Annotated in this window: 21 protein-coding genes and 4 tRNA genes; 19 read left to right on the top strand and 6 right to left on the bottom strand. The window is 66.9% G+C overall.

Going from position 1 to position 26,307, the window contains the following annotated elements:
• Positions 1–91 precede the first annotated feature (91 nt).
• From MLE18_RS02935 to MLE18_RS02915, 5 genes are all read right to left on the bottom strand, one after another.
• The gene (locus tag MLE18_RS02935; RefSeq protein WP_243367230.1) at positions 92–1,816 is read right to left on the bottom strand and encodes a YcaO-like family protein; all 1,725 of its coding nucleotides are present in this window, start codon (positions 1,814–1,816) and stop codon (positions 92–94) included.
• Complete coding sequence (locus MLE18_RS02930; protein WP_243367227.1) at positions 1,809–2,546, bottom strand: methyltransferase; 738 nt, start codon at positions 2,544–2,546, stop codon at positions 1,809–1,811. Before MLE18_RS02930 ends, MLE18_RS02935 begins: the two co-directional genes overlap by 8 nt.
• Positions 2,547–2,622: 76 nt before the next feature.
• Positions 2,623–2,697 (bottom strand) — tRNA-Gly (locus MLE18_RS02925).
• 4 nt (positions 2,698–2,701) lie between these two features.
• A tRNA-Cys gene (locus MLE18_RS02920) sits at positions 2,702–2,776 on the bottom strand.
• A gap of 95 nt (positions 2,777–2,871) precedes the next feature.
• A tRNA-Gly gene (locus tag MLE18_RS02915) sits at positions 2,872–2,946 on the bottom strand.
• A gap of 384 nt (positions 2,947–3,330) precedes the next feature.
• Between MLE18_RS02915 and dksA the strand changes: the two genes are divergently transcribed.
• From dksA to argH, 10 genes are all read left to right on the top strand, one after another.
• Complete coding sequence (gene dksA / locus MLE18_RS02910; RefSeq protein WP_243310340.1) at positions 3,331–3,693, top strand: RNA polymerase-binding protein DksA; 363 nt, start codon at positions 3,331–3,333, stop codon at positions 3,691–3,693.
• 8 nt (positions 3,694–3,701) lie between these two features.
• Positions 3,702–5,165, top strand: coding sequence for an NFACT RNA binding domain-containing protein (locus MLE18_RS02905; RefSeq protein WP_243367225.1), 1,464 nt, complete (start codon positions 3,702–3,704; stop codon positions 5,163–5,165).
• A gap of 64 nt (positions 5,166–5,229) precedes the next feature.
• Positions 5,230–6,930, top strand: a complete 1,701-nt coding sequence (locus MLE18_RS02900; RefSeq protein ID WP_243367223.1) for a methyl-accepting chemotaxis protein — start codon at positions 5,230–5,232, stop codon at positions 6,928–6,930.
• Between the two features lie 11 nt (positions 6,931–6,941).
• Positions 6,942–7,919, top strand: a complete 978-nt coding sequence (locus MLE18_RS02895) for a PhoH family protein (RefSeq protein WP_243367221.1) — start codon at positions 6,942–6,944, stop codon at positions 7,917–7,919.
• Positions 7,891–10,191, top strand: a complete 2,301-nt coding sequence (locus tag MLE18_RS02890) for an HD family phosphohydrolase (protein ID WP_243367219.1) — start codon at positions 7,891–7,893, stop codon at positions 10,189–10,191. Before MLE18_RS02895 ends, MLE18_RS02890 begins: the two co-directional genes overlap by 29 nt.
• Before the next feature lie 156 nt (positions 10,192–10,347).
• Positions 10,348–10,686 (top strand): carboxymuconolactone decarboxylase family protein, encoded by a 339-nt coding sequence (locus MLE18_RS02885; RefSeq protein ID WP_243367217.1) that lies wholly within the window; start codon positions 10,348–10,350, stop codon positions 10,684–10,686.
• A 134-nt stretch (positions 10,687–10,820) separates the two neighbouring features.
• Positions 10,821–11,249: an rRNA maturation RNase YbeY gene (gene ybeY / locus MLE18_RS02880; protein ID WP_243367214.1), complete on the top strand. Its 429-nt coding sequence runs from the start codon at positions 10,821–10,823 to the stop codon at positions 11,247–11,249.
• Between the two features lie 76 nt (positions 11,250–11,325).
• Complete coding sequence (gene argF / locus MLE18_RS02875) at positions 11,326–12,264, top strand: ornithine carbamoyltransferase (protein WP_243367212.1); 939 nt, start codon at positions 11,326–11,328, stop codon at positions 12,262–12,264.
• Between the two features lies 1 nt (position 12,265).
• Positions 12,266–13,459, top strand: a complete 1,194-nt coding sequence (locus MLE18_RS02870; RefSeq protein WP_243367210.1) for an argininosuccinate synthase — start codon at positions 12,266–12,268, stop codon at positions 13,457–13,459.
• A gap of 282 nt (positions 13,460–13,741) precedes the next feature.
• Positions 13,742–15,136: an argininosuccinate lyase gene (argH, locus tag MLE18_RS02865; RefSeq protein WP_243367207.1), complete on the top strand. Its 1,395-nt coding sequence runs from the start codon at positions 13,742–13,744 to the stop codon at positions 15,134–15,136.
• 61 nt (positions 15,137–15,197) lie between these two features.
• Here argH and MLE18_RS02860 read toward each other — a convergent pair.
• A tRNA-Sec gene (locus MLE18_RS02860) sits at positions 15,198–15,290 on the bottom strand.
• A 115-nt stretch (positions 15,291–15,405) separates the two neighbouring features.
• Here MLE18_RS02860 and ftsH point away from each other — a divergent pair.
• The 9 genes from ftsH (at position 15,406) to MLE18_RS02815 (ending at position 26,255) form a co-directional block, all read left to right on the top strand.
• A complete protein-coding gene (gene ftsH / locus MLE18_RS02855) occupies positions 15,406–17,358 on the top strand; it encodes an ATP-dependent zinc metalloprotease FtsH (protein ID WP_243367204.1) in 1,953 nt (650 codons plus the stop codon).
• Between the two features lie 166 nt (positions 17,359–17,524).
• Positions 17,525–18,304, top strand: a complete 780-nt coding sequence (gene folP / locus MLE18_RS02850) for a dihydropteroate synthase (protein WP_243367473.1) — start codon at positions 17,525–17,527, stop codon at positions 18,302–18,304.
• Positions 18,301–19,065 carry a diadenylate cyclase CdaA gene (gene cdaA / locus MLE18_RS02845; RefSeq protein ID WP_243367202.1) on the top strand — a complete coding sequence of 255 codons (765 nt, stop codon included), beginning with the start codon at positions 18,301–18,303 and terminating at the stop codon, positions 19,063–19,065. The genes folP and cdaA overlap by 4 nt, the downstream gene beginning before the upstream one ends.
• The gene (locus MLE18_RS02840; protein WP_243367200.1) at positions 19,062–19,955 is read left to right on the top strand and encodes a CdaR family protein; all 894 of its coding nucleotides are present in this window, start codon (positions 19,062–19,064) and stop codon (positions 19,953–19,955) included. Before cdaA ends, MLE18_RS02840 begins: the two co-directional genes overlap by 4 nt.
• A gap of 11 nt (positions 19,956–19,966) precedes the next feature.
• Entirely contained in the window at positions 19,967–21,322 is a 1,356-nt protein-coding gene (glmM, locus tag MLE18_RS02835; RefSeq protein WP_243367198.1) for a phosphoglucosamine mutase, read from the top strand.
• A gap of 85 nt (positions 21,323–21,407) precedes the next feature.
• Positions 21,408–22,274 (top strand): UTP--glucose-1-phosphate uridylyltransferase GalU, encoded by an 867-nt coding sequence (galU, locus tag MLE18_RS02830; RefSeq protein WP_243367196.1) that lies wholly within the window; start codon positions 21,408–21,410, stop codon positions 22,272–22,274.
• A gap of 49 nt (positions 22,275–22,323) precedes the next feature.
• The gene (gene priA / locus MLE18_RS02825) at positions 22,324–24,681 is read left to right on the top strand and encodes a replication restart helicase PriA (protein WP_243367194.1); all 2,358 of its coding nucleotides are present in this window, start codon (positions 22,324–22,326) and stop codon (positions 24,679–24,681) included.
• 86 nt (positions 24,682–24,767) lie between these two features.
• The gene (locus MLE18_RS02820) at positions 24,768–25,853 is read left to right on the top strand and encodes a VOC family protein (protein ID WP_243367192.1); all 1,086 of its coding nucleotides are present in this window, start codon (positions 24,768–24,770) and stop codon (positions 25,851–25,853) included.
• Between the two features lie 39 nt (positions 25,854–25,892).
• Entirely contained in the window at positions 25,893–26,255 is a 363-nt protein-coding gene (locus MLE18_RS02815; RefSeq protein ID WP_243367190.1) for a hypothetical protein, read from the top strand.
• Positions 26,256–26,307 lie beyond the last annotated feature (52 nt).

Here is a 26,307-nt window from a genome sequence, read left to right as displayed (position 1 = left end):
AAGTGCGTATGCGTCCAGGTGTGGTCCCCACCTGAATTCGTGACGTCTTAAAGGCGAATTCCGAGTGTTGTCAATTCATTTCGATAACAGATCATTCCGGTATGATTTGCTCAAGATGGGTCCGTGCGAATTCAAGGCTCGGGTCCATCTCCAGGGCCTTGCTGAGAAACGTGACGGCCGCGTCCGTATGACCTAGGAATTTATGGCAAAGCCCCAGGTTGGCCAGGTCCATGACAGAGCCGGAGTCCAGGGCGAGCGCGGCCTCGAAGTCTCCGGCGGCATCGGCGTAGTTGCCGGCCTTGAAACGGCAGACGCCCCGCAGGTTGTGGTACTCCTTCACCTCCGGGCTGATGCCGATGGCCTTGCCCAGAATGGGCAGGGCTTCCTCCCACTGCTCCAGTTGGGTCAGGGAGTAGGCCTGGTAGAACAGGGCCAGGGCCTCGTCCTCCTGCTCGGGCTGCAAACCGGAGGCCTTCTCGAACAGCTCGATCGCATCCAGCACGTCGCCCGCGCGCAGGGCAAGCAGACCGCGGAAGAAGGGCAGGCAGGGCGCATCGGGGCAGGCTCCGGCCAGCACCTCCAGCCCGGTTGCGGCCTGGTCCTCGGGGCTCTCCTCGGCCAGGATGCGGCCCACGAACAGGGCCACGCTGGCCCTGGGGGTGCGTTCGCGGAAGAGGAAGCCCGGCACGAAGCTGTAGTTGGCGGAGACGCCCAGGTCCTTATGGGTGGTCTCGACGGTGTAGAGGGTGTAGCCCTGGGCGTTCAGTCCCTGGCAGAAAGCCCCGATCTCGTCGAGCATGTCCTGGCGTTCGATTCCGGGCAGTCGGTCGATGCTGGTGGAGGGGCCCTCGGCCAGCCAGCCCAGCTCGCCCAGGTCGGTGAACTTGCGCAGGCCCGAGGCCTCGTAGTTGCTTCCGGTCTCGAAGTCGCCGGCCAGCTGGGCCACCTCGGTGATGGCCCTCACGGCCGCCTTCACCGGGGAGGTGGCGGTGCCCGCCGTGAAGACGATCTCGCTCCTGATGCCCAGGGTGGACGGGTCGTAGGCCAGGGCTCCGACCGTGGGCACGGGCATGTTCAGGCTGAAGTCCTTGAGCCAGAGCGTGACGCCGTTGCGCTTGAAGGCGTCCACCAGCCCGGCCAGCACGGGGTCGTCCAGGTTGACCAGGTCGATGTTGGGCAGGTGGGGCTGCTCCCTGTCGATGACGGCGCTCACGTGGCGCTCCACCAGCTCGCAGGCGCCCTGGAGGATGGACTCCTCCAGGCAGTTGCCCGCCGAGGAGCCGTTGAACTCGTTGAGCTTCTTGAACCAATCCAGGGGCACCATGACTTCCTGGCCGTCCTGCACGCGGGTGGCGGGGTAGAAGCGCCAGGGCACCAGGTCCATGAGGGAGGCGGCCTGATCCGGGGTGATGGTGTCGCGCACGGAGAGGATGATCTCCTCGATGGGGATCACCTTGCCGGGCCAGAGGGCCTGCGCCTGGGACCATGTCGCCAGCGTGAAGTTGGACTCGTCGGCCCAGAAGCTGAAGTAGCTGAAACGCTCGGCCAGCTCCATCAGGGCGGAAGCCTCGGCCTGCGCCGGGGAGGCTCCCTTGCCCATCTGCTTGCGGGTGGGCATCACGCCCCGGGCCTGGGTGCCGCAGATGCTCAGGTATACGGGGATGCCAAGCCGCCCGGTGTCGGTGCGGCGCAGTTCGGCCAGGATGCCGCCGTGCCCGGCGAAGAGGGCCTTGACGCGCTCAACGGTGCTCTCGGGGGAGCAGAGCTTGTCGGAATCGCAGGTGTATCCCTTGGGGGTTGTTTGCAGTTTACGCATCGGTACGTCTCGTCATGCGGTAGAGCACGCAGGTTTGTGAATCCCCCGAATCGGCGCGGCAGGTGGTCTGCGTGCGCTGGATGCGGAAGTTCTGTTGGGCTTGGGCGAAAAAGGCCGCCGCTTCGCGGCAGTGGTCGCAGGAGAGCAGGACCTGAGCATCAGGCCGGGGGGCCAGTTGGCGCAGGAGCACCTGCTGCAAGGCGGCGTGCAGCGAGGGAATATACAGCGCCTCGGAGGCCAGGATGACGTCGAAGGCTTCGTCCGCGCCGCCAGCGCTGATATCCAGGATGGCGGTCCGGGCCTTGGCTTCCAGGCCATTCTTGATGATGCTGGCCCGGATGAACAACAGGGCCTCCGGTTCGATGTCCGTGAGGGTGGTGTCGCAGCCGCTCACCGCGGCGGCCAAGCCGCACAGGCCGAGGCCAGCGCCCAGTTCCAGCACCTTGCGGCCGGGCCGGGCGGCAAGCCCCGCCGCGAGCATGGCCAGGGGCAGCGACGCGGGCCAGAGCTTGGCCCAGAAGGGCAGGGTGAGCTTCTCCCCCGGGGCGGAGCGGGCGGCCAGACGGTCGATATAGGCGGACAGGTCCGTTATCTGAAGGATGTCGATGGAGACCGGCCCCAGGGCCACCGTCTCGAACCTGACGGGATAGCGCGAGGCGGCCAGGGCCAGGATGTCCTCCAGGCGGGAGTCGGCTGAGACAGCAAGTTCAAGGATGCGGGGATCGGTCATGGAGAGCGCTCCTCATGGGCATCCGAAGATGCAACAAAAAAGGCCGAACCCGCAGGTTCGGCCTTGTTCGATCCAGTGGAGCGGGAGACGGGATTTGAACCCGCGACTTCAACCTTGGCAAGGTTGCACTCTACCACTGAGTTACTCCCGCGATCTGGAGGCGGCATCCGGATTTGAACCGGAGAATGGAGGTTTTGCAGACCTCTGCCTTACCACTTGGCTATGCCGCCTCGCGCAAAGGGAAGCTGTGTTTAGAGAAAAGCTTCTGGCTTGTCAACAGCTTCCAAAACATCCATTCTGAAAGATTCCCCTGCCGGTGGGGAAGTGGAGCGGGAGACGGGATTTGAACCCGCGACTTCAACCTTGGCAAGGTTGCACTCTACCACTGAGTTACTCCCGCTCGGTGGCGAGAGGCGTGTTTAAAGAGATGGGGGGGCAAAGTCAAGCGCCATTTCGGGGAAATTTGCGAGCGTTTTCAATGTGCCAATGGTTTTGAGCGGATAGCGAGGCATATTTTTGCCTGAACTTCCCGGCACAAGCAAAAGGGGAGATGCCAGGGCCCCCTGTAGTTGGCTTGCGAGTGCAATGGTTTTTGATTACAGCCTGTTAGGGGCAAAATTTGGTGATGGCCCCACCTTTACCCCTTCACCCCGGAGCCCAAAACACGCGCCGCGTCCGGGCTTCGGCACGAACATGGGGCCAGCCCCCTTTACCTTGGCGCGCAAATCCTTTAGAGGGACTGACTTCGTTGACTCTGGGTTTCCGTAGTTTCGGAGGTTCCATTATGGATCAGAAGGATCTCGATTTCTTCCGGACGTATCTCAACGACTCGCTGCAGGATATCCTCAAGAAGGGCGAAGAGACCATTGAGGACATGACCGATACCGTCGAAGTCTACGCCGATCCGGCGGACAGGGCCACGGCCGAGTCCGACCGGGCCTTCACCCTGCGCCTGCGCGACCGCGAGCGCAAGCTGATCCGCAAGATCAAGGAGGCGCTTGAGCGCATCGACGACGGCACCTACGGCATCTGCGAGGAGTGCGGGGAGGACATCAGCGTTCCGCGCCTGAAGGCCCGCCCCGTGACCACGTTGTGCATCAAGTGCAAGGCCCGCCAGGAAGCCGACGAGGATATCAGGGGCGAATAAGCCCGCCGATGGACTCCTGCTTCTTCAGGTTTCTTGCGCCCGAGCTCGCCGGCGCCCTCGCCGGCGTCCGCTTCGACACCGTCTACGGCCCGTCCCCGGGCTTCTGGACGTTCGCTTTCACGCCACCCGTCTCACCAACGGCGGCCCTGCAGGGCTGCCGTTTCCTGCTGTTGCGCGCCCACGCCCAGAATGGGGCGATGCTGCTCTCCCCTGAAAAACCGGTCAATCCGCCCAGCCCCCCGGCCAAGGCCATGTGGCTGCGCAAACGACTGCGCGGGCGAAAAGTGACCGGCTTCAGGCTGGACTGGCCCCACAGGCGCCTGGCCCTGGAGCTCACCTCCGGCGACTGCGGCTGGCTGCTGCTCTCCATGGAGGACGACCCCGTCGTGCTGGAGCGGCTGCCGGACGGCTTCGGCGATGCGCCCGCCTGGTCAGGCGCGGACCTCGCCCTGGCCGATCCGTCCTGCCCGCGCAGCCTCCGCCGCGCCCTGGAGAAGGAGGACCCCGAGGACCGCGACGCCATGCTGGGGCGCTTCCTGAAGGGCGCTGCCGCCGGGTTCTACATGGGGCGTGGCCCCAAAGGGCCGGAGGGGCCGCTGCCCTGGCCGGCCTGGCGGGAGTCCGAACGCTTCGGGGCCGCGCTGGATGCCGCCCTGGCCCATGGGCGCGGCGCGATCTTCGAGGCCCTCGCGCCCCAGGCCGAAGACCCGAAACGGCTGCGCGTCCGGCGGGACAAGCGCCTGGAGACGCTGGAGAAGGACAGCAAGCGCCTGCAGGCCCTGGAGGCCCAGCACGCCTACGGCGAGGCCCTGGCCGCCAACCTCTCGGCCTTGGAGCCCCGCGCCAAGATCGGGCCGCTCACCCTGGACCACCCCGAACTCGGACCGCTTGAGGTCCCCATGGACCCGGCGCTCACGGTGCTGGAAAACATGGAGCGCTTCTTCCGCAAGGCGGCCAAGGGTCGGCGCGGCCAGCAGCACGTCGAGCGGCTGCGCGCCCAGGCGGAGCGGGGGGAGCTGCCCCCGCCCAGGCCGCGCGGACCCCAGGCGGCCCCCGAACCGGAGAGGAAGGGCCGCGTGCGCGACGCGGACCTGCACCGGTTCCGCTCTTCGGACGGCTTCGTCATCCTGCGGGGGCGCAACAGCGCCGCCAACCATCGTCTGGTGACCGAGGTGGCCAGCCCCTTCGACATCTGGCTCCACGCCGAGGGCGGGCCCGGCGCGCATGTGCTCCTCAGGCGCGACCACCCGGGGCAGGAAATCCCCGAACGCACCCTGCTGGAGGCCGCCGCCATCGCGGGGCTGGCCAGCTGGCAGGCCGGGGACTCCAAGGCAAAGGTGATGTACGCCCAGGCCGGCGAGGTGCGAAAAATCAAGGGCGCGGCCCTGGGCCGGGTGCGCCTTGACAGCGCGATCGGGCTCGTGGTCGCCATCGACCCGGAAATCGAAGGCAGACTGCGGATTTCCGATTGACTTTTACAGCTCTGCCCATCACGTAAAAGCACTCCTGCCTGCATATCTTAGTCTGAGGTGACGTATGACCTTGATGCGGAAGGTGCAGGTTTTTTCCATTGTATCGGCCTTGTTAACAGCCGCGGTCTGGCTCATCGCCTGGCTGGGCCTTTCCGGCGCAACCGAAGCCGCCCCCGGCTCCGGGCAGACATCCTCCCACGCGCTGTCCTCCCTCAGGGACACGGTCTTCTGGTGCGGCCTCGCGGCCGTGGCGCTTTCGCTCGGCCTGGGCGCGGCGTTCACGGCGGGCCTGGGCTCACGCCTGCGCTCTCTCGGCGTGCTGCTCTCCGGTACGGGCGAATCCCGGGACGGCGGCGACCTGGACGGCCTGGAACGCGCCCTGTCCAAGCTCTCCGCGGATCGCCAGGATGGCCTCGGCAGGATTTCGGCCCTGGAGGCCCTGGCCTCTGAGTTGTCAGAGGGGAAGGACATCGCCCTGGCGCAGGCCGCTCAGGCCAAACGCAGCGCCGAGAACTCCCGCAAGCACGGCATGTCCGGCGCGGCCGGCACCATCCGCTCCGTTGTCGGGGCCATCCAGGAGGTGGCTGGCAGCCTCTCCGGCGAGGTGGACAAGGCCGGGCGCGGCGCTCGCCTCCAGGCTGACATGGTGGCCGAAGCCTCCAGCGCCGTGGAGCAACTGGACGCCACCGTGCTGGACGCCGCCCGCAACGCCGCGCGCGCGGCCGACCTGGCCGCCCAGGCCCGGGGCAGGGCCGAAAACGGGGCGCAGGTGGTGGAGGGCGTCGTGGCCTCCATATCCCACGCCTACGGCCGCACCCAGGAGCTCAAGGACGTGGTGGAGGACCTGGGCGGGCAGGCGCAGGCCATCGGGCGGATCATGACCGTCATTTCCGACATCGCCGACCAGACCAACCTGCTGGCGCTCAACGCCGCCATCGAGGCGGCCCGCGCGGGCGAGGCCGGCCGCGGTTTCGCCGTGGTGGCGGACGAGGTGCGCAAGCTGGCCGAGAAGACCATGCTGGCCACCCGCGAGGTGGGCACCGTCATCGACGCCATCCAGTCCGGGGCCAAAGGCGCGGTCTCGGGCATGGAGAGCGCCGCCTCCGAGGTTGAGAAGGCCACGCAGGAGGCCAAACGCTCGGGCACCGCCCTGGCGGACATCGTCTCCATAGTCGAGGAGACCGCCGATCAGGTCCGGGCCATCGCCACGGCGGCGGAGCAGCAGTCCGCCATGAGCACCCAGATCGGGCGCACCGTGAGCCACGTGCGCGAAACCTCCGCCGAAACCCTTGACGGCATGACCCGTTGCGAGCAAGGGATCGAGAGTTTGATGGCGCAGGTTGGCGAGCTTGCCAACCTCAACAGCGTGTTCACCCTGCTCGGCCGGGGCGTGATCCAGGAACTCGTTGAGCGGCTGGCCACCTCCGACGAAATGAACTCGTTGGAGAGGCCCCGCATGGAGGCCCTGCTGGTTCGGGCCATGCGCGAGCACCCCTTCCTTGAGCTGGCCTACATGACCGACGCCGCCGGAGTGCAGGTGGTGGCCAACATCGGGCAGGGGGGCGCCCTGGACGGCACCGCCGTGGGCAAGTCGTGGAGCACGCGGCCCTGGTACGTGGGCGCCATGCGCGACAAGGACATCAATATTTCAGAGGTATACACGTCGTCGGCGTCCAACGCCCCGTGCATCACCGTGAGCCGCCCGGTGACCACCTCCCGGGGTGAGATCGTCGGCGTCCTGGCTTTGGACGTCAATTTGAGGTGATGCCTGAACACATGAGCAAACCGAACACAGCCGAGCGCAGGCTCGAATTCGACGACTCCGGCCTGGCCCGGGAACTCTTCGGGCCGCACAACGCCCACCTGGATCTCGTGAGGGAGCTTACGGGCGTCCGGGCGGACTCCCGGGGCAACGCGCTGACACTGCGCGGCGGCAGCGCCGAGGCCCTGGACCGCGTGGCCGAGGTCATGGTGGAGCTTTACGGCGCGCTGCGCAAAGGGGCGGGCATATCCCCCGAGAGCATCAAGCCGCTGCTGCTGGGTCTGGAGGGGGCCGTCCAACCTACGTCCCGCAGGTATTTCGAACAGGACATCTTCGTCGTCTCCCCCAAGAAGTCCATCACCCCGCGCACCCTCACCCAGCGCGAGTACCTGGGCACCATCCGCGCCACGGACATGGTCTTCGGCGTTGGCCCGGCTGGCACCGGCAAGACCTATCTGGCAGTGGCCGTGGCAGTGGCCGAGCTGCTGGCCAGACGCGTCAAGCGCATCGTGCTGACCCGGCCTGCCGTGGAGGCGGGCGAGAAGCTGGGCTTCCTGCCCGGCGACATGATGGAGAAAGTGAACCCCTACCTGCGCCCGCTCTACGACGCCCTGCACGACATGCTGGACTTCCAGCGCGTGAGCGAGATGATCGAGGAGGGCGTCATCGAGATCGCCCCGCTGGCCTTCATGCGCGGGCGCACCCTCAACGACGCCTGCATCATCCTGGACGAGGCCCAGAACACCACGCCCGAGCAAATGAAGATGTTCTTGACGCGCATGGGCTTCGGGTCCAAAGCGATAGTCACCGGCGACGTGACCCAGGTGGACCTTCCGCGCGGGGCGCCGTCAGGCCTGGTGGATGCCGTCTCCGTCCTCGAGGGCGTTGAGGGCATCGGCATCGTCTACTTCAGCGAGGAGGACGTCATCCGCCACCCCCTGGTGGGGCGGATCGTGAAAGCCTATGAGCGGCATACTCAGCCGTCTACGTAAAACCAGCCCCCCGCCCAAGGGCTCGGTGCCTTGTCAGCAGTGCGCCCAGCGCCCCATGCTGAGCTGGGGCCTCGGGGTGCTGCTGGCCGTGATTCTGGGCGCGAGCATTCTCTCCGCCGTCCGCTTCGAATCCGACGTGAAGGTCTTCCTGGCGGGCGACATCGCCAGCCAGGACGTCACCGCGGACCAGAACCTGCGCATCGAGGATCGCGAGGCCACCCTGCGCAAGCGCGACCAGGTCTCCGAGAACCAGCCTCCCGTTTTCGACCTGAGCCCCGCCCCTTTCGAGTCCCTCAAAAAGCACGTGACCGATATCCTGGCCCTCTCCCGCAAGCCCGACGAGGACCCGGAGAGGGTGCGCGCCTCCCTCTCGGAGGACCTCAACGTCGAGATCAGCCGGGACATGCTCCAGCTGTGGCGCACCCAGGAATTCCAGGACATGATGCTCCTGCAGCTGCTGCCCTGGCTCAAGGAGGTCTACTCCCGGGGCATTACGGCCCATCCCGGGGTGTTCACCACGTATAAGCAGGGCGTGCTCCTGCGCGAGCTGCCCTCGGGCATGGAGACCCTCTTCCTCGACAGCCCCGGCAGCATAGACCTGGACCGCTGCAAGGACGACCTCGACCAACTGCTGCGCAAGGACCTCAAAAAGACCATCCGCACCCGCAAGGCCGTGTTCACCCTGCTCAGCCCCTTCCTGCTGCCCAACCTGGTCTTCAACCAGGAGACCACCCTGGCCCGCAAACGCGAGATCGTGGGCGCCATGGAGCCGGTTTACACCAGCATCTACCGGGGCGAGATCATCGTCCGCCAGGGCGAGCGCGTCACCCCCGAGCAGCAGACCAAGCTCCAGGCCCTTTACGCCCATCGCACCAGCTCGGTGAGGCCCCTGGCCATCCCGGGCATGTTCCTGCTCTCCTGCCTGTTCTTCGTGCTGCTGCACCTCTCCCAGGGCAAGAAGTCGGGCATCCGGGCCGTGGGCAACCGCGAGTGGCTGGCCCTGGCCATGGTCACCGGCTTCTTCGTGCTGCTGGCCAAGTTCGTGGAGCTGGCGCGCCTCTCCGACGCGCACCTCCCGCTGTTCCTGAAATCCAGCCAGGTGGCCTTCGGGCTGCCCATAGCCGGCGCGGCGGGCGTGCTGGCCATGTTCCTGCCCCAGGCGCTGTGCTCCTTCGCGGTGCTGCTGATCTCCTACCTGGTGGCCAGCGAGGTGGGCGGCGGCCTGCAGCTGTTCAGCTACTACCTGCTGGGCGGCTTCGTGTACGCCTCCATCATCAAGAACTGCGACACCCGGCAGGACGTGCTGCGCTCCATCCTGCCCCTGGCCGGGCTGTGCGTGGTCTCCTGGATGGGCATCGTGCTGGTGCAGCAAGGCGGGGCGGAGATGACCCTGGCGGGCGGCGTGTACGCGGCCTTCAACGCCATCTTCTCGCTGCTGCTGGTGCTCGGCATGAGCCCCGTGCTGGAGCTGATGTTCGGCTTCACCTCCCGATTCAGGATGATGGAGCTCATGAGCCTGGAGCAGCCCCTGCTTCAGGAACTGATGGTCAAGGCGCCCGGCACCTACCACCACTCGCTCATCGTGGCCAACATGGCCGAGGCCGCCGCGCGCGCCATCGGGGCCAACGCTCTGCTGGCCAAGGTGGCCGCCCTGTACCACGACATCGGTAAGCTCAAGAACCCCAGCTATTTCATCGAGAACCTCTTCGGGAAGGAGAACAAGCACAACAAGCTCTCTCCCTCCATGAGCGCGCTCATCCTGATCTCCCACGTGAAGAAGGGCGTTGAGCTGGCCAACGAGCACAAGCTGGGCGAGGAGATCGCGGACCTCATCGGCCAGCACCACGGCATGACGCTGATCACCTACTTCTACCACAAGGCCCAGGAGCAGGCCGAGGCCAAGGGCGAAGAGCCCGTGCGCGAGGACGAGTTCCGCTATCCCGGCCCCAAGCCCCAGACCAAGGAGGCGGGCATCATCATGCTCGCCGACGCCATCGAGGCCTCCAGCCGCACCCTGGTGGACCCCACCCCCAGCCGCATCAACGGGCATATCCAGTCCATCGTGCGCAAGCTCTACAACGAGGGCGAGCTGGACGGCTCGGAGCTGACCCTCAAGGACCTGACCCAGGCCTCGGAGTCCTTCCACCGCATCCTCACGGGCATCTTCCATCATAGGATCGAGTACCCCAACCTGGATCGCGGCAAGGACAAGGCCAAGGAAGCCCCGGCCGCGGCCTCCTCGGGCAGAGGTTCGCCGGACAAGGCGGCCTGAGACAGCCCGAAGGGAGCCAAGAGCAGGGCGCTGCCCTGCACCCGCCAGGGGGATGATCCCCCTGGACCCCGCGACGGCTTCGCGGGGCAGGATGTCGTTTTGTGACGTGCTGTCCGCCAACTGCGTCCGCAAGGACGCCAGAAAAAGGAGTGGCCCATGCTCGTGGACTGGAAGAACCTGGTCAATAATTCCATGAAGGCGTTCGGGGAGCTGATCAAGGGCAACCCCAAGATCGGCGAGGCCATGAAGGCCTTGGACGATGCCGGTTCCGCTCACGGAGCGCTTGACGCCAAGACCAGGGAGCTGATCGCCCTGGCTGTGGCCGCCTCCACCCGCTGCGACACCTGCATCGGCGTGCACGCCAAGGCAGCGGCCGCCGCCGGGGCCACCCGCGAGGAACTGCTGGAGGCCCTGGCCGTGGCTGTGGGGCTCAACGCCGGGGCGGCCTTCGTCTATTCGGCCCGCATCCTGGAAGCCTTCGACGCCGAGAAATAGCCTGTATACCCCGGGGCCAGGCGCGCCCGGCCCCGGGGTTCTTCCGAACCGCCACCCTTCCGCGCCCGACGCGAAGCGATACAGGATTCCAAAGGAACGAAGTTCCTTTGGCCGCCGGAGGCATCTTCAATCGTATGATCTCTTCTGCTTCAACTCTTTGGATCGAACCCGGCGCGGCCCTGGACCCGACCCTGCCGCTCTCCCGGCGCGAGGCCGAACCCGTGCTGTACGCCCTGCTGGACGCGCTGGGCCTGACCGGCGGCGAGTTGGAAGTCCGCTTCGTGGACGACGTGGAGATCGCCCGGCTGAACAGGGAGTTCCTGGGCCTCACCGGCCCGACCAACGTGCTTTCCTTCCCCTCGGAGGATCCGGAGCGCCCGGCCTACCTGGGCGAGATCGCGCTTTCCGTGGACGCCCTCCGGCGCGAGGCCGCGCTCTACGGCCAGGACCCGCGTGAGCACCTGGTCCGGCTGCTGGCGCACGGCATCCTGCATTTGGCCGGGTACGACCACGGCGAGGCCATGGAGGCCATGACGGACCTCGCCGTGGAATCCCTGCGCTAGCCCGCCTTCCCCTTTACATCCTCCCCCTCTGCCGCTAAGAATTTTCTTTTTGCTGCATTTCATACTGGAGGCTCATATGCCCAGAAGATTCCTCGAAATACACGACATGACCCGCCAGGAGGCCCACGCCACCGTCTCCCGGGCCATCGAGATGAAGCAGTCGCGCTTCCGCTCCGAGCTGCTCGCGGGCAGGACCGTGGCGCTTATCTTCGAGAAGGCGTCCACGCGCACCCGCGTCTCCTTCGAGATGGCCGTGCGCCACCTGGGCGGCTCCACCATCTACATGACCCAGCACGACTCCCAGCTGGGCCGCTCCGAGCCCGTGGAGGACACCATCCGCGTGCTCTCGCGCTACGTGGACGGCGTGGTCATGCGCACCTTCGAGCACTCCAAGCTCACCCGCATGTGGGCCAAAACCTCCATCCCCATCGTCAACGCCCTCTCGGACGACTTCCACCCCTGCCAGGTGATGGGCGACGTGATGACCATGGTGGAGCGCGGCGCCGACCTGGCCAAGACCAAGGTGGCCTGGGTGGGCGACGGCAACAACATGGCCCACTCCTGGATCAACGCCGCCGTGTACTTCCCCTTCGAGCTGGTGCTGGCCTGCCCCGAAGGGTACTTCCCCAACAAGGACATCCTCGAGGCCGGGATCAAGGCCGGGGGCAAGATCCGCCTGGTCACCGACCCGCTGGAGGCCATCCGGGGCGCGAATTTCATCAACACCGACGTGTGGGCCTCCATGGGCCAGGAGAGCGAGGCCGGTGAGCGCATGGGCGTGTTCCAGGGCTACCAGGTGGACGCCAAGGCCATGGCCCTGGCCGCTCCCGGAGCGAAATTCATGCACTGCCTGCCCGCGCACCAGGGCGAGGAAGTGACCACCGAGGTCTTCGAGTCCGAAGCCTCCATCGTTTGGGACCAGGCCGAAAACCGCCTGCACATCCAGAAAGCCATCCTGGAATGGGTCTACTCCGGCGGAGAAGGCACCCTTCCGTATACCCTCGCGGAGATATAGCATGAGCAGCATCCAGAAAGTGGTCCTGGCCTATTCCGGCGGCCTGGACACCTCCGTCATCCTGAAGTGGATCAAGAAGACCTACGATTGCGAGGTCATCACCATGACCGCCGACCTGGGCCAGGACGAGGAGCTCGACGGCCTGGAGGAGAAGGCCCTGCGCACCGGCGCCACCAAGGCCTACATTGACGATCTGCGCGAGGAGTTCGCCAAGGATTTCGTCTTCCCCATCCTACGCGCCGGAGCCGTGTACGAGGGCCGCTACCTGCTGGGCACCTCCATCGCGCGGCCGCTCATCGCCAAGCGCATGGTGGAGATCGCCCTGAAGGAGGGCGCGCAGGCCGTCTCCCACGGCGCCACGGGCAAAGGCAACGACCAGGTCCGCTTCGAGCTGGCCGCCATGTCCCTGGCCCCTCAGCTCAAGACCATCGCCCCCTGGCGCGAGTGGGACTTCAAGGGCCGCGCCGATCTGCTGGCCTTCGCCAAGGAGAACGGCATCCCCGTGCCCGTCACCAAAGAGAAGCCCTACAGCTGCGACCGCAACCTCATGCACCTCTCCTTCGAGGGCGGCGAGCTCGAGGACCCGGCCAACGAGCCCGGCCCGCACAGCTACCTGCTCTGCGTCCGCCCCGAGGACGCCCCCAATGAGCCCGAATACGTGACCATCGACTTCCAGGCGGGCGACCCCGTGGCCGTCAACGGCGAGAAGATGAGCCCCGCCACCATCATCCGCACCCTGAACAAGCTGGGCGGCAAGCACGGCGTGGGCAGGCTGGACATGGTGGAGAACCGCTTCGTGGGCATGAAGTCCCGCGGGGTGTACGAGACCCCGGGCTGCACCATCATCCACGCCGCGCACCGCGACCTGGAAGGCATCACCATGGACCGCGAGGTCATGCACCTGCGCGACAGCCTGATCCCGCGCTACGCAGAGATGGTCTACTACGGCTTCTGGTTCGCCCCCGAGCGCGAGGCCATCCAGGCCCTCATCGACAAGAGCCAGGAGCGCGTCACCGGCCAGGTGCGCGTGAAGCTGTACAAGGGCCAGGCCACCCCGGTGAGCCGCGTGTCGCCCAACAGCCTCTACAACATGGAGCTGGTGACCTTCGAGGAAGACTCCGTGTACGACCAGTCCGACGCCACCGGCTTCATCCGGCTGCAGGGGCTGCGCCTGCGCGGCTACAAGAAGATGTAGTTCGTTATTGATGGTCCGCCGTCCGCCGGGCTATCCCGGCAGGCGGCGGACCGTTTGCATTCGATATGAGTGGAGACGGCCCGGGCGGTCTTCGCTCGAAGCAGTTTTTACCGGCTGCGCGCCGCGAAAACGGTGAGCCGGCATGTCCGGCCCTGCCTGCCAGCGCCCCCGGCACCCCGGTATATTTGAAGAATATCGTTGTGCCGGGGGCGCTGGCAGGCAGGGCCGGATGTGACGGCGGCCTGAGCAGACCGCACGCCATCCAGCCACCGGAGGCACTCCATGTCCGCATCGTCCAAGCCCTGGGGCGGCCGCTTCGCCGAACCCACCTCCAAGATAGTTGAGCGCTACACAGGCTCCGTCCGCTACGACAAGGCCCTCTACGCCCAGGACGTGGCTGGCTCCAAGGCTCACGCCCGCATGCTGGCCAAGCAGGGCGTCATCAGCGCCGCCGAGGCCGCGCAGATCGTTGAAGGCCTGGACGCCATCCTCAAGGACATCGAGTCCGGCGCGTTCGTCTGGAAGGACGAGCTTGAGGACGTGCACATGAACATCGAGGCCCGGCTCACCGAGATGATCGGCGACGCGGGCCGCAAGCTGCACACCGGGCGCAGCCGCAACGACCAGGTCTGCCTGGACTTCCGGCTCTTCGTCAGCGCCCGGCTGGAGGTCTGGTCCGAGCTGCTGGCCGCGCTGATCGGCGTGCTGGCGGACCGCGCCGCCGAGCACACGCGGACCATCCTGCCGGGCTACACCCACATGCAGCCCGCCCAGCCCGTGAGCCTGGGGCACCACCTGATGGCCTACGCCTGGATGTTCAAGCGCGACTTCGAGCGCTGCCGCGACGCCCTGAAGCGCTCCGCCGTGTCGCCCCTGGGTGCGGCGGCCCTGGCGGGCACCACCTTCCCGCTGGACCCCGCGGCCGTGGCCGGGGAGCTGGGCCTGAACGGCACCTTCAACAACAGCCTGGACGCCGTGTCGGACCGGGATTTCGCCCTTGAGGCCCTCTTCACGGGCTCCACGGCCATGATGCACCTCTCGCGCCTCTGCGAGGAGCTCATCATCTGGTCCAACCCCAATTTCGGCTACGTGGCCCTGCCGGACGCCTACGCCACCGGCTCCTCCATCATGCCCCAGAAGAAGAACCCGGACGTGGCCGAGCTCATGCGCGGCAAGACGGGCAGGGTCTACGGCGCGCTCTTCAACCTGATGACGCTGATGAAGGGCCTGCCCCTGGCCTACAACCGGGACATGCAGGAGGACAAGGAGCCCTTCTTCGACGCCGACCGCACCGTGAGCGACTCCCTGGCCATCATGGCGGAGATGATGAAGGTCATGGGCTTCCGGCCGGAGCGCATGCGCCAGGCCCTGAAGCTGGGCTTCCTGAACGCCACGGAGCTGGCGGACTACCTGGCGGCCAAGGGCGTGCCCTTCCGCGAGGCGCACCACGTGGCTGGCTCGGCCGTGGCCCTGGCCGAGCGCAAGGGCTGCGGCCTGGAAGACCTCACCCTGGCCGATCTGCAAGGCCTGAGCGCCGCCATCGGCCCGGATGTGGCCGAGATACTGACCTACGAGGCGGCCATGAACCGCCGCAACACCCACGGCGGCACCTCGCCCGCGCGCGTTGAGGACCAGATCGCCGCCATGCGAGCCTGGCTGGCCGAAACGGCGGGGTAGGGCGGTTGCAACAGGGAATGAAAAAGGACGCCGCGATGCGGCGTCCTTTACAATTCGGCGCTGGCGGAAGCGTATAGGGGTCGAACCTACCGACGGGGATGAGCCGTCCACTGGATTTGAAGTCCAGGCGCCACACCGGTGACGATACGCTTCCGAAGAGAGGGGCTTGTACACCTTCCGTTCGGCAACATCAACAGGCAGCACATGGACAGCCCATGCGGGCTGTGTTATCTATCCCGCTGGAGGAAACCCTCCACGGAGGAATCCAATTGAATAATCTTACGAAGAATTTGGGTATTTGGGCGGTCATTTGCCTGGTTATGATCGTCCTGTTCAATCTTCTCAACCAGCAGCCCCCCCAGTCCAGCAAGCTGGCCTATTCGGAGTTCCTGAAGAAGGCCACCTCGGGCCAGATCGAGGCCGTCAAGATCCAGGGGCACCGCATCGAGGGCATCACCACCGACAACCAGCGCTTCGCCACCTATTCGCCCAACGACCCCACCCTGGTGCAGACGCTCATCGCCAACAAGGTCCAGGTGCGCGCCGAACCCGAGGAGGAGTCCCCCTGGTACGTCTCGCTGATGGTCTCCTGGTTCCCCATGCTCCTGCTGATCGGCGTGTGGATCTTCTTCATGCGCCAGATGCAGGGCGGCGGAGGCAAGGCCATGTCCTTCGGGCGCTCGCGGGCGCGGCTCATCAACCAGGACACCCAGCGCGTCACTTTCCAGGACGTGGCCGGTGTTGACGAGGCCAAGGAGGAACTCAACGAGATCGTGCAGTTCCTCTCCGACCCCAAGAAGTTCACCCGCCTGGGCGGGCGCATCCCCAAGGGCGTGCTGCTCGTGGGCTCGCCCGGCACCGGCAAGACCCTGCTTGCCCGCGCCGTTGCGGGCGAGGCGGGCGTGCCCTTCTTCTCCATCTCCGGCTCCGACTTCGTGGAGATGTTCGTGGGCGTGGGCGCGGCCCGCGTGCGCGACCTGTTCGTGCAGGGCAAGAAGAACGCCCCCTGCCTGATCTTCATCGACGAGATCGACGCCGTGGGCCGTCAGCGCGGCGCCGGCCTGGGCGGCGGTCACGACGAACGCGAGCAGACGCTCAACCAGCTCCTGGTGGAGATGGACGGCTTCGAATCCAATGAAGGCGTCATCCTCATCGCGGCCACCAACCGCCCCGACGTGCTGGACCCGGCGCTCCTGCGCCCCGGCCGTTTCGACCGCCAGGTCGTGGTCCCCTCGCCGGACCTGCGCGGCCGCAAGCGCATCCTGGAAGTGCACACCCGGCGCACCCCCATCGACAGCTCCGTGGACCTGGAAGTGCTGGCCAAGGGAACGCCCGGCTTCTCCGGCGCGGACCTGGAGAACCTGGTCAACGAGGCGGCCCTCTCCGCGGCCAAGCTCAACCGCGACCGCGTGACCATGGACGATTTCGAGATGGCCAAGGACAAGGTGCTCATGGGCAAGGAGCGGCGCAGCCTGATCCTCTCCGACGAGGAGAAGCGCAACACCGCCTACCACGAGGCCGGGCACGCCCTGGTGGGCAAGCTTCTGGAAGGCACCGACCCGGTGCACAAGGTTTCCATCATCCCGCGCGGCCGGGCCCTGGGCGTGACCATCTACCTCCCCGAGGACGACCGGCACACCTACACCAAGAACTTCCTGCTGGACAGGATCGTCATGCTCCTGGGCGGGCGCGTGGCCGAGGAGGTCGTACTGGGCCATATGACCACGGGTGCGGGCAACGATATCGAACGCGCCACCGACACGGCCCGCAAGATGGTCTGCAAGTGGGGCATGAGCGAGAAGCTCGGCCCCCTCTCCTACGGCGAGAAGGACGAGGAGATCTTCCTGGGCCGCGAGCTCATGCACCACAAGAACTTCTCCGAGGACACCTCCCGCCAGATAGACGCCGAGGTCCGTTCCATCGTGGAGGGCTGCCACTCCCGGGCCAAGGAACTGCTCACGGCCAACATCGAGTACCTGCACGCCATCGCCAAGGCGCTCCTGGATCGGGAGACCATCAGCGGGGCCGACATCGACCTGCTGCTCAAGAACCAGGAACTGCCCCCCCTGGAGCCCACGGCCAAAGCCGAGCCCGAAAAGGCCGATGCAAAGCCCGAGGCTTCCTCCGCTCAGGCGGATTCCGGACAGGCTGCCAAGGCTGGCGGCGAGGCCGGACAGGAAGAGGCCCAGGAATCCGAGAAGAAACCCTCCGGGAACGACTGATTCCTTCCCCGAGTAATATCCGCAAGGCCCCGGGCGCTCATGCCCCCGGGGCCGCCAACCCTCTGAGCGGAGCGGCCCACCGGTGAACCACGCAGACGTTTCGCCCGGCATTGCCGCGTGGACGGTGACACGGGGGCGGGTCTTGAAGCCTGCCCCTTTTCTCGTCATGGGCATCGTCAACGTCACCCCTGACTCGTTCTCCGACGGCGGCCGCAACTTCGAGGCCTCCGACGCCTGCGGGCACGCCTCCCGGCTCCTGGCCGAGGGCGCGGCCATCGTGGACGTGGGCGGCGAATCCACGCGTCCCTTCGCCGAGCAGGTGGGCCAGGACGAGGAGTTGCGACGGGTCGTCCCCGTGATCCGGGGCATCCTGGAACGCCACCCCGACGCGGTGGTCTCGGTGGACACCTACAAGGCCGAGGTGGCCCGGCAGGCCCTGGAGGCCGGGGCGGCCATCGTCAACGACGTGTCCGCCTGCGCCTTCGAGCCCGCCCTCCTGGACGTGGTGGCAAGCCACAAGCCCGGCTACGTGCTCATGCACTCCCTGGGCAAGCCCGGAACCATGCAGGTGGACCCGCGCTATTCCGACGTGCTCTCCGAGGTGCGGACCTTCTTCGAACGCGGCATCAGGATGCTCACCGGCGCCGGGCTCCCCGAAAACAGGATCGTGCTGGACCCGGGCATCGGCTTCGGCAAGACCCTGGAGCACAACCTGACCCTGCTGCGCGGCCTGGGAACCTTTCTGGACCTGGGCAGGCCCCTGCTCATGGGGCTCTCCAACAAATCGTTTCTGGGCAAGCTCCTGGGGCTCGAAGTGCACGAGCGCGGCCCCGCCACCCAGGTGGCCTCGGCCCTGGCCCAGCTCGCCGGGGCGCGCATCCATCGGGTGCACCAGGCGGCCCAGGCGGTGCAGGCCCTGACCCTGGCGGAGGCCATGCGCCCATGACCCAGTGGCTCGGCAACATCCACGTGGGCTGGCGCGAGGCCCTGGACGTGGCCCTGGTGGGGCTGCTGTTCTACCGCATGATCCTGCTGGTGCGCGGCACGCGGGCCGTGTCCGTGATCCACGGGGTCATCGTGGTGCTGGTGGCCAACTACCTCTCGGGAGAGTTCGGGCTCTACACCCTGCACTGGCTGCTGACCAACTTCCTGAATTCGTTCTTCCTGGTGATGGTCATCCTCTTCCAGGCGGACATCCGCAAGGCCTTGGCCCAGGTGGGCCTGCGCTGGTTCGGGGGCCGCAAACAGACTTCCCGGGGGCGCGAGGCGGCCAACCAACTGCTGGCCAGCCTGCTCGACCTGGCCGAGCGCAAGATCGGCGCGCTGGTGGTGCTGGAGCGCGGCGTGCCCCTGGGCGACATCATGGACAGGGGCATCGCCCTGGCCACGGACATCCGCCCTGAGGTGCTCCAGGCCGTGTTCCACCACGAAAGCCCGCTGCACGACGGGGCGGTGATCGTGCGCGGGGCCAAGGTCGCAGCCGTGGGCTGCATCCTGCCCCTGGCCTCGCACAGCGCACTCTCCACGGCTTTCGGCACGCGCCACCGCGCGGCGGTGGGCGTCACCGAGGAGACCGACGCCCTGGCCCTGGTGGTCTCGGAGGAGCGCGGCGAGATCCGCGCGGCCCAGGCGGGCACCCTCTCGGACGTGCTGGACCCCGCAGTCCTGGAGGAACTCCTGCTGACCCAATGGGCGGACCGCCGATGACCTCCCTGTGGTACTCAAGAATCCTCGCCCTTTTGCTCGCGGTGCTTTCGTGGTACCTCGTGACCGGAAGGGAGCGGGTGGACTCCTGGGTGCGCGTGCGCATCGAGATGTCCGGGCTGGCCGACGGCCTGGTGCTGCTGGGCGCTCCCCGCGACCACCTGGACGTGCTGGTGCGCGGCCCCAAGGGGCTGGTGCGCAGCGTGGACCCGGCTGAGCTGGTCTACACCCTGGACGCCTCGAAGCTCGTACCCGGGCGCAACACCGTGGTGGTCGGCCCGGACGCCGTGGCCCTCTCCCGTTTGTTCGAGGTGGTTGAGGTCCGGCCCGCAAACCTGGAATTCTTCGTGGAGCGCCGCGTCACGCGGACCGTGCCGGTGCTCGGGGCCTTCAAGGACGCCTCCGCCCGGGACTACACCATCGTCAGCCAGCTCGACCCGCCGAAGGTGACGCTCTCAGGACCTGAATCCGTTTTGCAGGACGTGGACGAGGTGCTGGTGGAGCCCATGGCCCTGCCCGATGCGCCCTCCGGCGCCTTCGAGGCTTTCGTCCGGCTGGTGCTGCCCGACCAGGTCGAGGCCTCGCCCAGATCTGTGAAGGCCAAGGTGCAGTTCCGCCAGAACATGCGGGAGGCCGTTGCCGAGGCGCCCGTGCGCCTGGCCTTCCAGGGGGCGGCCTCCATCCGCGTTGCGCCCGAGAATGTGACCCTGCGCCTGCGCGTGCCCGTTCCCCTGCTTAGGGAGGGCGGCTGGCGCGGCCTTGTGGACGCCTATGTGGAGGTGCCGCCGGCAACGCCGCCGGGACGCCACGAATATGCCTACAAAGTGACGCTGCCCCAGGGCTGCGAGCTGATACAGGCGAAACCGGAACGCGTTTCCGTGTTCGTCAAATGACAGGAGTATCGATGAACAAGCGCCTCTTCGGAACCGACGGCCTGCGCGGCCAGGTGAACATCCATCCCATGACCCCAGAAGTGGCCCTGCGCCTGGGCCTGGCGGCCGGCGTGCACTTCCGCAACGGCAAGTGCAGGCACAAGGTCGTCATCGGAAAGGATACGCGGCTCTCCGGTTATATATTCGAATACGCGCTGGCCTCGGGCTTCTGCGCCTCGGGCATGGACGTGTTCCTGGTGGGGCCGCTGCCCACGCCGGCCATCGCCTTCCTGACGCGCTCCATGCGGGCGGACGTGGGCGTGGTCATCTCCGCCTCACACAATCCGTTCATGGACAACGGCATAAAGTTCTTCGACCGCCGGGGCTGCAAGCTGCCCGACGAGGCCGAGGACCGCATCGCCGAGCGCGTGATCGGCTGCGACGACGCCTGCTGGGAGTTCCCCGCCCCGGAGGACGTGGGCAGGGCCTTCAAGATCGAGGACAGCCCCGGGCGCTACAACGTCTATCTCAAGTCCACGATCCCCTCGGAGCTGACCTTCGACGGGCTGAAGGTGGTCATCGACTGCGCCAACGGCGCCGCTTACCGCGTTTCGCCCCTGATCCTGGAGGAGCTTGGGGCCAAGGTGATCCGCGCGGGCGTGGAGCCCGACGGCAAGAACATCAACCGCCAGGTCGGGTCGCTCTATCCGTCCGTGGCGGCCAAGATGGTGCGGGAGACCGGGGCCGACATCGGCATCGCCCTGGACGGCGACGCTGACCGCGTGATCGTGGTGGACGAGAAGGGCAACGTGCTCGACGGCGACCAGATCATGGCCATCTGCGCCCTGGATATGATGGAGCGCCGGGAACTGCCCGGCAACCTGCTGGTGGCCACGGTGATGAGCAACATGGCCCTGGAGGTGTTCATGAACGAGCGCGGCGGCAGGCTGCTGCGCACCCCCGTGGGCGACCGCTACGTGTTCGAGGCCATGCAGCGCGAGGGCGCGACCCTGGGCGGCGAGCAGTCCGGCCACATCATCTTCAGGCGCCACGCCACCACCGGCGACGGCACCCTGGCCGCCCTACAGCTGATCCGCATCATGCTGGAGCGGGGCAAGCCCCTCTCCGAGCTGGCCAACCTGCTCAGGCCCTATCCTCAGGTGCTCATCAACGTGCACGTGGAGCGCAAGATCCCCTTCGACCACGTCCCTGCCGTAACCAAGGCCGTGGCCGAGTGCGAGGCCGCCCTGGCGGGCAAGGGCCGGGTGCTGCTGCGCTATTCAGGCACGGAGTCTGTGGCCAGGGTCATGGTGGAAGGTTCGGACGACGCGATGGTGCGCTCCCTGGCGGACTGCCTGGCGGGCACCCTCAAGGAGCACCTGCGCTGAGCAGGCCGTTTTCACTGGACTTTCTGGGCGATTCCCATAGAAAATCCTTAGAGGAATAAAGGCGCGAGCCTGGAGGTTGAGTCCGATGGAGATCAAGAAAGTCGTCGTTCCCGTGGCGGGCTGGGGCACGCGCTCCCTGCCGGCCACCAAGAACGTTCCCAAGGAGATGCTGCCCATCTTCAAGAAGCCGGTGGTGCAGTACGTGGTGGAAGAGGCCCAGGCGGCCGGGCTGACGGACGTGGTGTTCATCACCAACCGCAACAAGACCATCATCGAGGACCACTTCGACTACAACCTGGCCCTGGAGAACATCCTGGAGCGCTCCGGCAAGCTCGACCTGCTGGAGACCGTGCGCCAGACCGCCGAGATGGCCAACATCATCACCGTACGCCAGAAGAAGCAGCTGGGCCTTGGCCACGCGGTGCTCTGCGCCAAGGAAGTGGTCAAGAACGAGCCCTTCGCGGTCATGGTGGGCGACGACCTGATGTTCAGCATGGAGCCGGGCATCAAGCAGCTCATGGCCGTGGCCCAGTCCGAGCACATGTCCGTGGTGGGCGTGATGGAGGTCCCGGCGGACAAGGTCTCCAGCTACGGCATCATCGAGGCCGACGAGTTCTCCTCGGGCCTGTACCGTGTGCGCGACCTGGTGGAGAAGCCCAAGCCCAGCGAGGCCCCCTCCAAGCTGGCCATGGTGGGCCGCTACGTGCTCTTCCCAGAGATCTTCGAGCACCTGGAAGCCCTGACCCCCAACAAGGACGGCGAATACCAGCTCACCGATGCCCTGCGCGGCCAGGCCAAGAAGGGCCGCCTGCTGGCGGTGAAGCTTCGCGGCCAGCGCTTCGACGCGGGCGACTGGGTGGACTACCTGGCCGCCAACATCTACTTCGCCCTGCAGGACGAGGAGCTGCGCTACCCGCTCATCTCCAAGCTGCGGGACTTCATGCCCGTTTAACAGCATCCCCGGCCGGGCCGCCAGCGGGCGGCCCGGCTTTTCCCCCAGCATGTCCACCCTTGTGCGCGTAGCGCTGCTCTCACCGCCGTTCGCCTCGCTGACCTACGGCGTCCCCCCGCATTTCGTTGGCTGGGACCTCCCGCCCGGCCTGCGCGTGGCCGTGCCCATGGGCCGCTCCCTGCGCGCCGGGGTGGTGCTCGGCCCGGGCGAGCCCCTGCCCGAGGGCGTTGTGCTGCGCGATTTCGTCTGGCCCCTGGAGCTTTCGCCCCTGCTCGGCCCCGAATACGTGAATCTGGTGGAGAACCTGGCCGCGCGCCAGATGGCCCATCCCGGCCAGGTGCTGGCAACGCTGCTCCCGGCAGGGCTGCGCTCCGCCAGGGCCAGCCTGACCGTGCGCCAGGGCGGGCGCAGGCAGAAGGTTCCGCTCTCCAAGGTTCTGGACTCCGCAGCGCCCCTGGCGGAGCTGGCCGTGGCCTGGCGCGGGGGCGAGGCGGTGCTCTCGGTCTCCGCCGCCGAACCGGAACCGGCCTACCGCCTGCTGGTGGACCCGCCCTGGCCGGTGCGCCCGGCAGCCTCCGTGCAGTTGGCCGTGCTGGAGATGCTTTTCGCCAGGGGGCAAGCCACCCCCTCGCAGCTTCGCGACTCGCTCGGGCCTGGTGTGGGGACCGCGCTCAAGGCCCTTGAGGGCAAGGGCTGCGTCGTGCTCGGCCCGCCGCCGGAGGAGCCCGACGAACCCTGCGAACCCTGCGAACCCGAAGACCGCCCCCCGCTGACCGCCGAGCAGGCCGCCGCCCTTGAGGAGCTCGCTCCCCTGGTGCCACCCGGGCCGGGAGGGGTGCGGCTGGTGCACGGGGTCACGGGCAGCGGCAAGACGCGCCTTTATTTCGAGCTGGCCCTGGAGACGCTGCGCCGGGGCAGGTCCGTGATGCTGCTCGCGCCGGAGGTGGCCCTGGCTTCGGCCCTGCGCGCCCGGGCGCGGGCCTGGTTCGGGTTCGAACCGGTGTTCTCCCACGGCTACCAGACTCCAGTGCGCCGTGAGCGCGTCTTTCGCGAGGCGGCCCAGGCCCGGTCCCCCCATCTGTACGTGGGCACGCGCTCCGCGCTGTTCCTTCCCGTGTCGGACCTGGGCCTGATCGTCCTCGACGAGGAGCACGACGCCTCCTTCAAGCAGGACGAGCGCATGCCCTACCAGGCCAAGGAGGTCGCCTTCTTCCGGGCCCGCCAGGCCGGGGCCTTGCTGCTTCTGGGCTCGGCCACGCCGGACGTGAAGACCTACCAGTCCGCGCTGGACGGCGTGACGCCCAAGGTGGTCATGGCCGGTCGCGCCGGGCCAGGGCGTCTGCCCGACGTGGAGTTGGTGGACATGTCCGCCAGGGACAAGGCCGTGCACCTGGACGCCTGCCTGGGCCGGGAGGGCGCCGGCCTGCTGGCCCCGCAGGCGCTCGCGGCCCTGGCCGAGACGGTGGAGAAGGGCGAGCAGGCCATGATCCTGCTCAACAGGCGCGGCTACGCCCCGCTGATCTTCTGCCTTGACTGCGAGCAGGTGCAGCGCTGCCCCAGCTGCGAGGTCTCCCTGACCTACCACAAGGGCCGTGAGCGCCTGGTCTGCCACTATTGCGGCCTGAGCCAAGGCTTCCCGCGCCCGTGCTCCGCGTGCGGCGGGTGCAACTTCCTGCCCATGGGCGAGGGAACGGAGATGCTTGCCGAGCAGCTCCAGGCCGTTTTGCCCGCTGGAGCCGCGGTGGCCCGGCTGGACCGCGATGTGGCCCGGCGCGCGGGCAGGGCGGAGGCCATCCTGGATGATTTCGGGCAGGGGCGCTCGCAGGTGCTGGTGGGCACGCAGATGCTCTCCAAGGGGCACGACTTCCCGGAGGTGACCCTGGTGGTGGTCGCCGACGGGGACATGGGCCGCAACATGCCCGATTACCGCGCCGAGGAGCGCAGCTTCCAGATGCTCGTCCAGGTGGCCGGGCGGGCAGGGCGCGGCGGCAAGGCGGGCAGGGTGCTCATCCAGACGCGCACCCCCGGCGACCCCTTCTGGGAGCTGGTGCGTAACGCCGACTACGAGGGCTTCTTCGCCCAGCAGATCGAGAAGCGCCGCAAGTACGGCTATCCGCCCTTCGTCAAGCTGGGCCTGGTGCGGGCCAGCTACCCCCGGGACTACGAGCAGGGCCCTGAGGCCATCACGGAGCTTTCGCGGGCGCTGCGCGGAGTGCAGGGGGTGCGCGTGCTCGGGCCGTCGCCCGCGCCCATCGCCGTGCTGCGCGACCGCAGGCGCTTCAACTGTCTGCTCAAGGCCCAGGACTGGCCGTCGATCCGCCAGAGCTACGCCCAGGCCCTTCGGGCCATGACCGGCAACGGGAAGCTACGGCTGCAACTGGATCTGGATCCGGTGGATATGATGTGAGCCAGCCGCCCGAAGGATCACTCCCGGCTGGACAACCCGCCCGAATGGGCTATGATGCCCCCATGACTCAACATCCCGGGGGTTCCATGTCAGCATTCCTGAAGAACGACGACAACGTCCTGCTGGCCACCGCCGAGGCCATCATCCAGGAGCGCCGCAAGCTGGGCCTGGAGGGTCTGGTGGGGGGCCTGGAGGCCGTGGTCATCTCCACCGAGCAGGACCACTTCCAGCCCGCCATCCTGCAGTTGCTCTCCACCACGGGGCACCAGCTCAAATACGCCTTCAGCGACGGCGACCGCGATGTGGCCGTGCTCACCCTGGAAGGTTCCGCCGACCTCATAGTGCAGACTCGCACCGGAGGCGAAAACCCCTTCCTCGAGGCCAACCGGGGTGCCAAGACGGCCGCCATGCCCAACACCCGCCTGGAGACCTTCGTCTTCAAGTGCAGGGACGTGCGCGAATATGCGCGGATTCAGCGCGAGCGAGGGGTGTTCTTCCTGCAGGACCGCGTGTTCGACAATTCCCGTTACCGCTACGCCCAGACCATGCCGTCGCGCTTCACGGGCAATGCCGTGGGCCTGGTGGAGTGGAAGACCAGGGAGTCCGACTATCTGACGGACGGCTGCAGCCCCCTGGCGCTGCCTGTCACCAAACCGGCCAGGCCCTACCTTGCCAACATCGGCGAACTGGACCACGTGGCCACCCGCGTGCGCGCCGAGGAGCGTGATGCCGCCATCCTGGAGTTCATGCAGCTCACAGGCTACAATTTCGCGTTCTCGGTCTATGTGGAGGCGCTCAACTCCATCACCAACGTGGCCCGGCTCACCCCGGACGACTACGCCCAGGTGTTCACCTCCGGCATCGAGCCTTTCAAGACCGTGGAGACCTCCGGCCCCACGGAGTTGTTCATCCACAACTTCGGGCCGCGCAGCCACCACATGGCCTTCAACACGGCCAACATCGAGAGCACCGTGGAGGCATTGAGCGCCGACGGATTGGGCTTCCTCTCCGAACTTGTGGGCTCCCGCGAGGAGGGGCTCAAACAGATCTTCAGCAAGATGAGCCCGCACACCCTGCTGGTGAACGAATACATCCAGCGCTACGACGGGTTCGACGGATTCTTCACCAAATCCAACGTGACGTTGCTAACCGAATCCACAAAGAATCAATAACCAAGGAGGTACGGTGTGGCGATTTGCAGGACGATCCTCTTGACGGCATTGGTCGCCGTCGCCGCATTGTTCGCTTGCGGCGCGGCCCTGGCCCAGGATAAATCCGGCTTCCCGATCATAACGGGCGAGCACTGGATCAACGCCACCGACGGCGAGCGCCTGGCCTTCATCGCCGGGCTCACGACCATGGTGGAGCTTGAAAAGGAAGTCCAGGGCGACAATCTTCCCCCGGTACAGAAGAGCCTCATCCCCAGTTGGGTGCGCGGCCTGTCGCGCTACACCCTCAAGGAGATCGTCGCGGCCATGGACAAGGCTTTCGCCAAGAAGCCCGAGCTCAAGTCCAAGCCTGTGGTCGAGGTTCTGTGGTACGAAGTGGCCATCCCTGAGACTCCAGCAAAATAGCGGGTGAAACCATGAGCAGAACTCTTACCACAGGTGTCCTTGTCCTTACGTT

The organism is Fundidesulfovibrio soli, assembly GCF_022808695.1.
Classification (GTDB): Bacteria; Desulfobacterota; Desulfovibrionia; order Desulfovibrionales; family Desulfovibrionaceae; genus Fundidesulfovibrio; species Fundidesulfovibrio soli.
Note: the sequence above shows the minus strand (reverse complement) of the source record. Positions and strands in the feature narration are given on the sequence as shown.

Excerpts from the sequence above, each read along its gene's own strand:
- argF (WP_243367212.1), top strand. The coding sequence starts at position 11,326 with ATGCCCAGAAGATTCCTCGAAATACACGACATGACCCGCCAGGAGGCC.
- folP (WP_243367473.1), top strand. The coding sequence starts at position 17,525 with ATGGGCATCGTCAACGTCACCCCTGACTCGTTCTCCGACGGCGGCCGC.
- MLE18_RS02900 (WP_243367223.1), top strand. The coding sequence starts at position 5,230 with ATGACCTTGATGCGGAAGGTGCAGGTTTTTTCCATTGTATCGGCCTTG.
- MLE18_RS02820 (WP_243367192.1), top strand. The coding sequence starts at position 24,768 with ATGTCAGCATTCCTGAAGAACGACGACAACGTCCTGCTGGCCACCGCC.
- ybeY (WP_243367214.1), top strand. The coding sequence starts at position 10,821 with ATGATCTCTTCTGCTTCAACTCTTTGGATCGAACCCGGCGCGGCCCTG.
- MLE18_RS02935 (WP_243367230.1), bottom strand. The coding sequence starts at position 1,816 with ATGCGTAAACTGCAAACAACCCCCAAGGGATACACCTGCGATTCCGAC.
- galU (WP_243367196.1), top strand. The coding sequence starts at position 21,408 with ATGGAGATCAAGAAAGTCGTCGTTCCCGTGGCGGGCTGGGGCACGCGC.
- dksA (WP_243310340.1), top strand. The coding sequence starts at position 3,331 with ATGGATCAGAAGGATCTCGATTTCTTCCGGACGTATCTCAACGACTCG.
- MLE18_RS02905 (WP_243367225.1), top strand. The coding sequence starts at position 3,702 with ATGGACTCCTGCTTCTTCAGGTTTCTTGCGCCCGAGCTCGCCGGCGCC.
- MLE18_RS02885 (WP_243367217.1), top strand. The coding sequence starts at position 10,348 with ATGCTCGTGGACTGGAAGAACCTGGTCAATAATTCCATGAAGGCGTTC.
- MLE18_RS02895 (WP_243367221.1), top strand. The coding sequence starts at position 6,942 with ATGAGCAAACCGAACACAGCCGAGCGCAGGCTCGAATTCGACGACTCC.
- MLE18_RS02890 (WP_243367219.1), top strand. The coding sequence starts at position 7,891 with ATGAGCGGCATACTCAGCCGTCTACGTAAAACCAGCCCCCCGCCCAAG.
- MLE18_RS02930 (WP_243367227.1), bottom strand. The coding sequence starts at position 2,546 with ATGACCGATCCCCGCATCCTTGAACTTGCTGTCTCAGCCGACTCCCGC.
- cdaA (WP_243367202.1), top strand. The coding sequence starts at position 18,301 with ATGACCCAGTGGCTCGGCAACATCCACGTGGGCTGGCGCGAGGCCCTG.
- MLE18_RS02870 (WP_243367210.1), top strand. The coding sequence starts at position 12,266 with ATGAGCAGCATCCAGAAAGTGGTCCTGGCCTATTCCGGCGGCCTGGAC.
- glmM (WP_243367198.1), top strand. The coding sequence starts at position 19,967 with ATGAACAAGCGCCTCTTCGGAACCGACGGCCTGCGCGGCCAGGTGAAC.
- priA (WP_243367194.1), top strand. The coding sequence starts at position 22,324 with ATGTCCACCCTTGTGCGCGTAGCGCTGCTCTCACCGCCGTTCGCCTCG.
- argH (WP_243367207.1), top strand. The coding sequence starts at position 13,742 with ATGTCCGCATCGTCCAAGCCCTGGGGCGGCCGCTTCGCCGAACCCACC.
- MLE18_RS02840 (WP_243367200.1), top strand. The coding sequence starts at position 19,062 with ATGACCTCCCTGTGGTACTCAAGAATCCTCGCCCTTTTGCTCGCGGTG.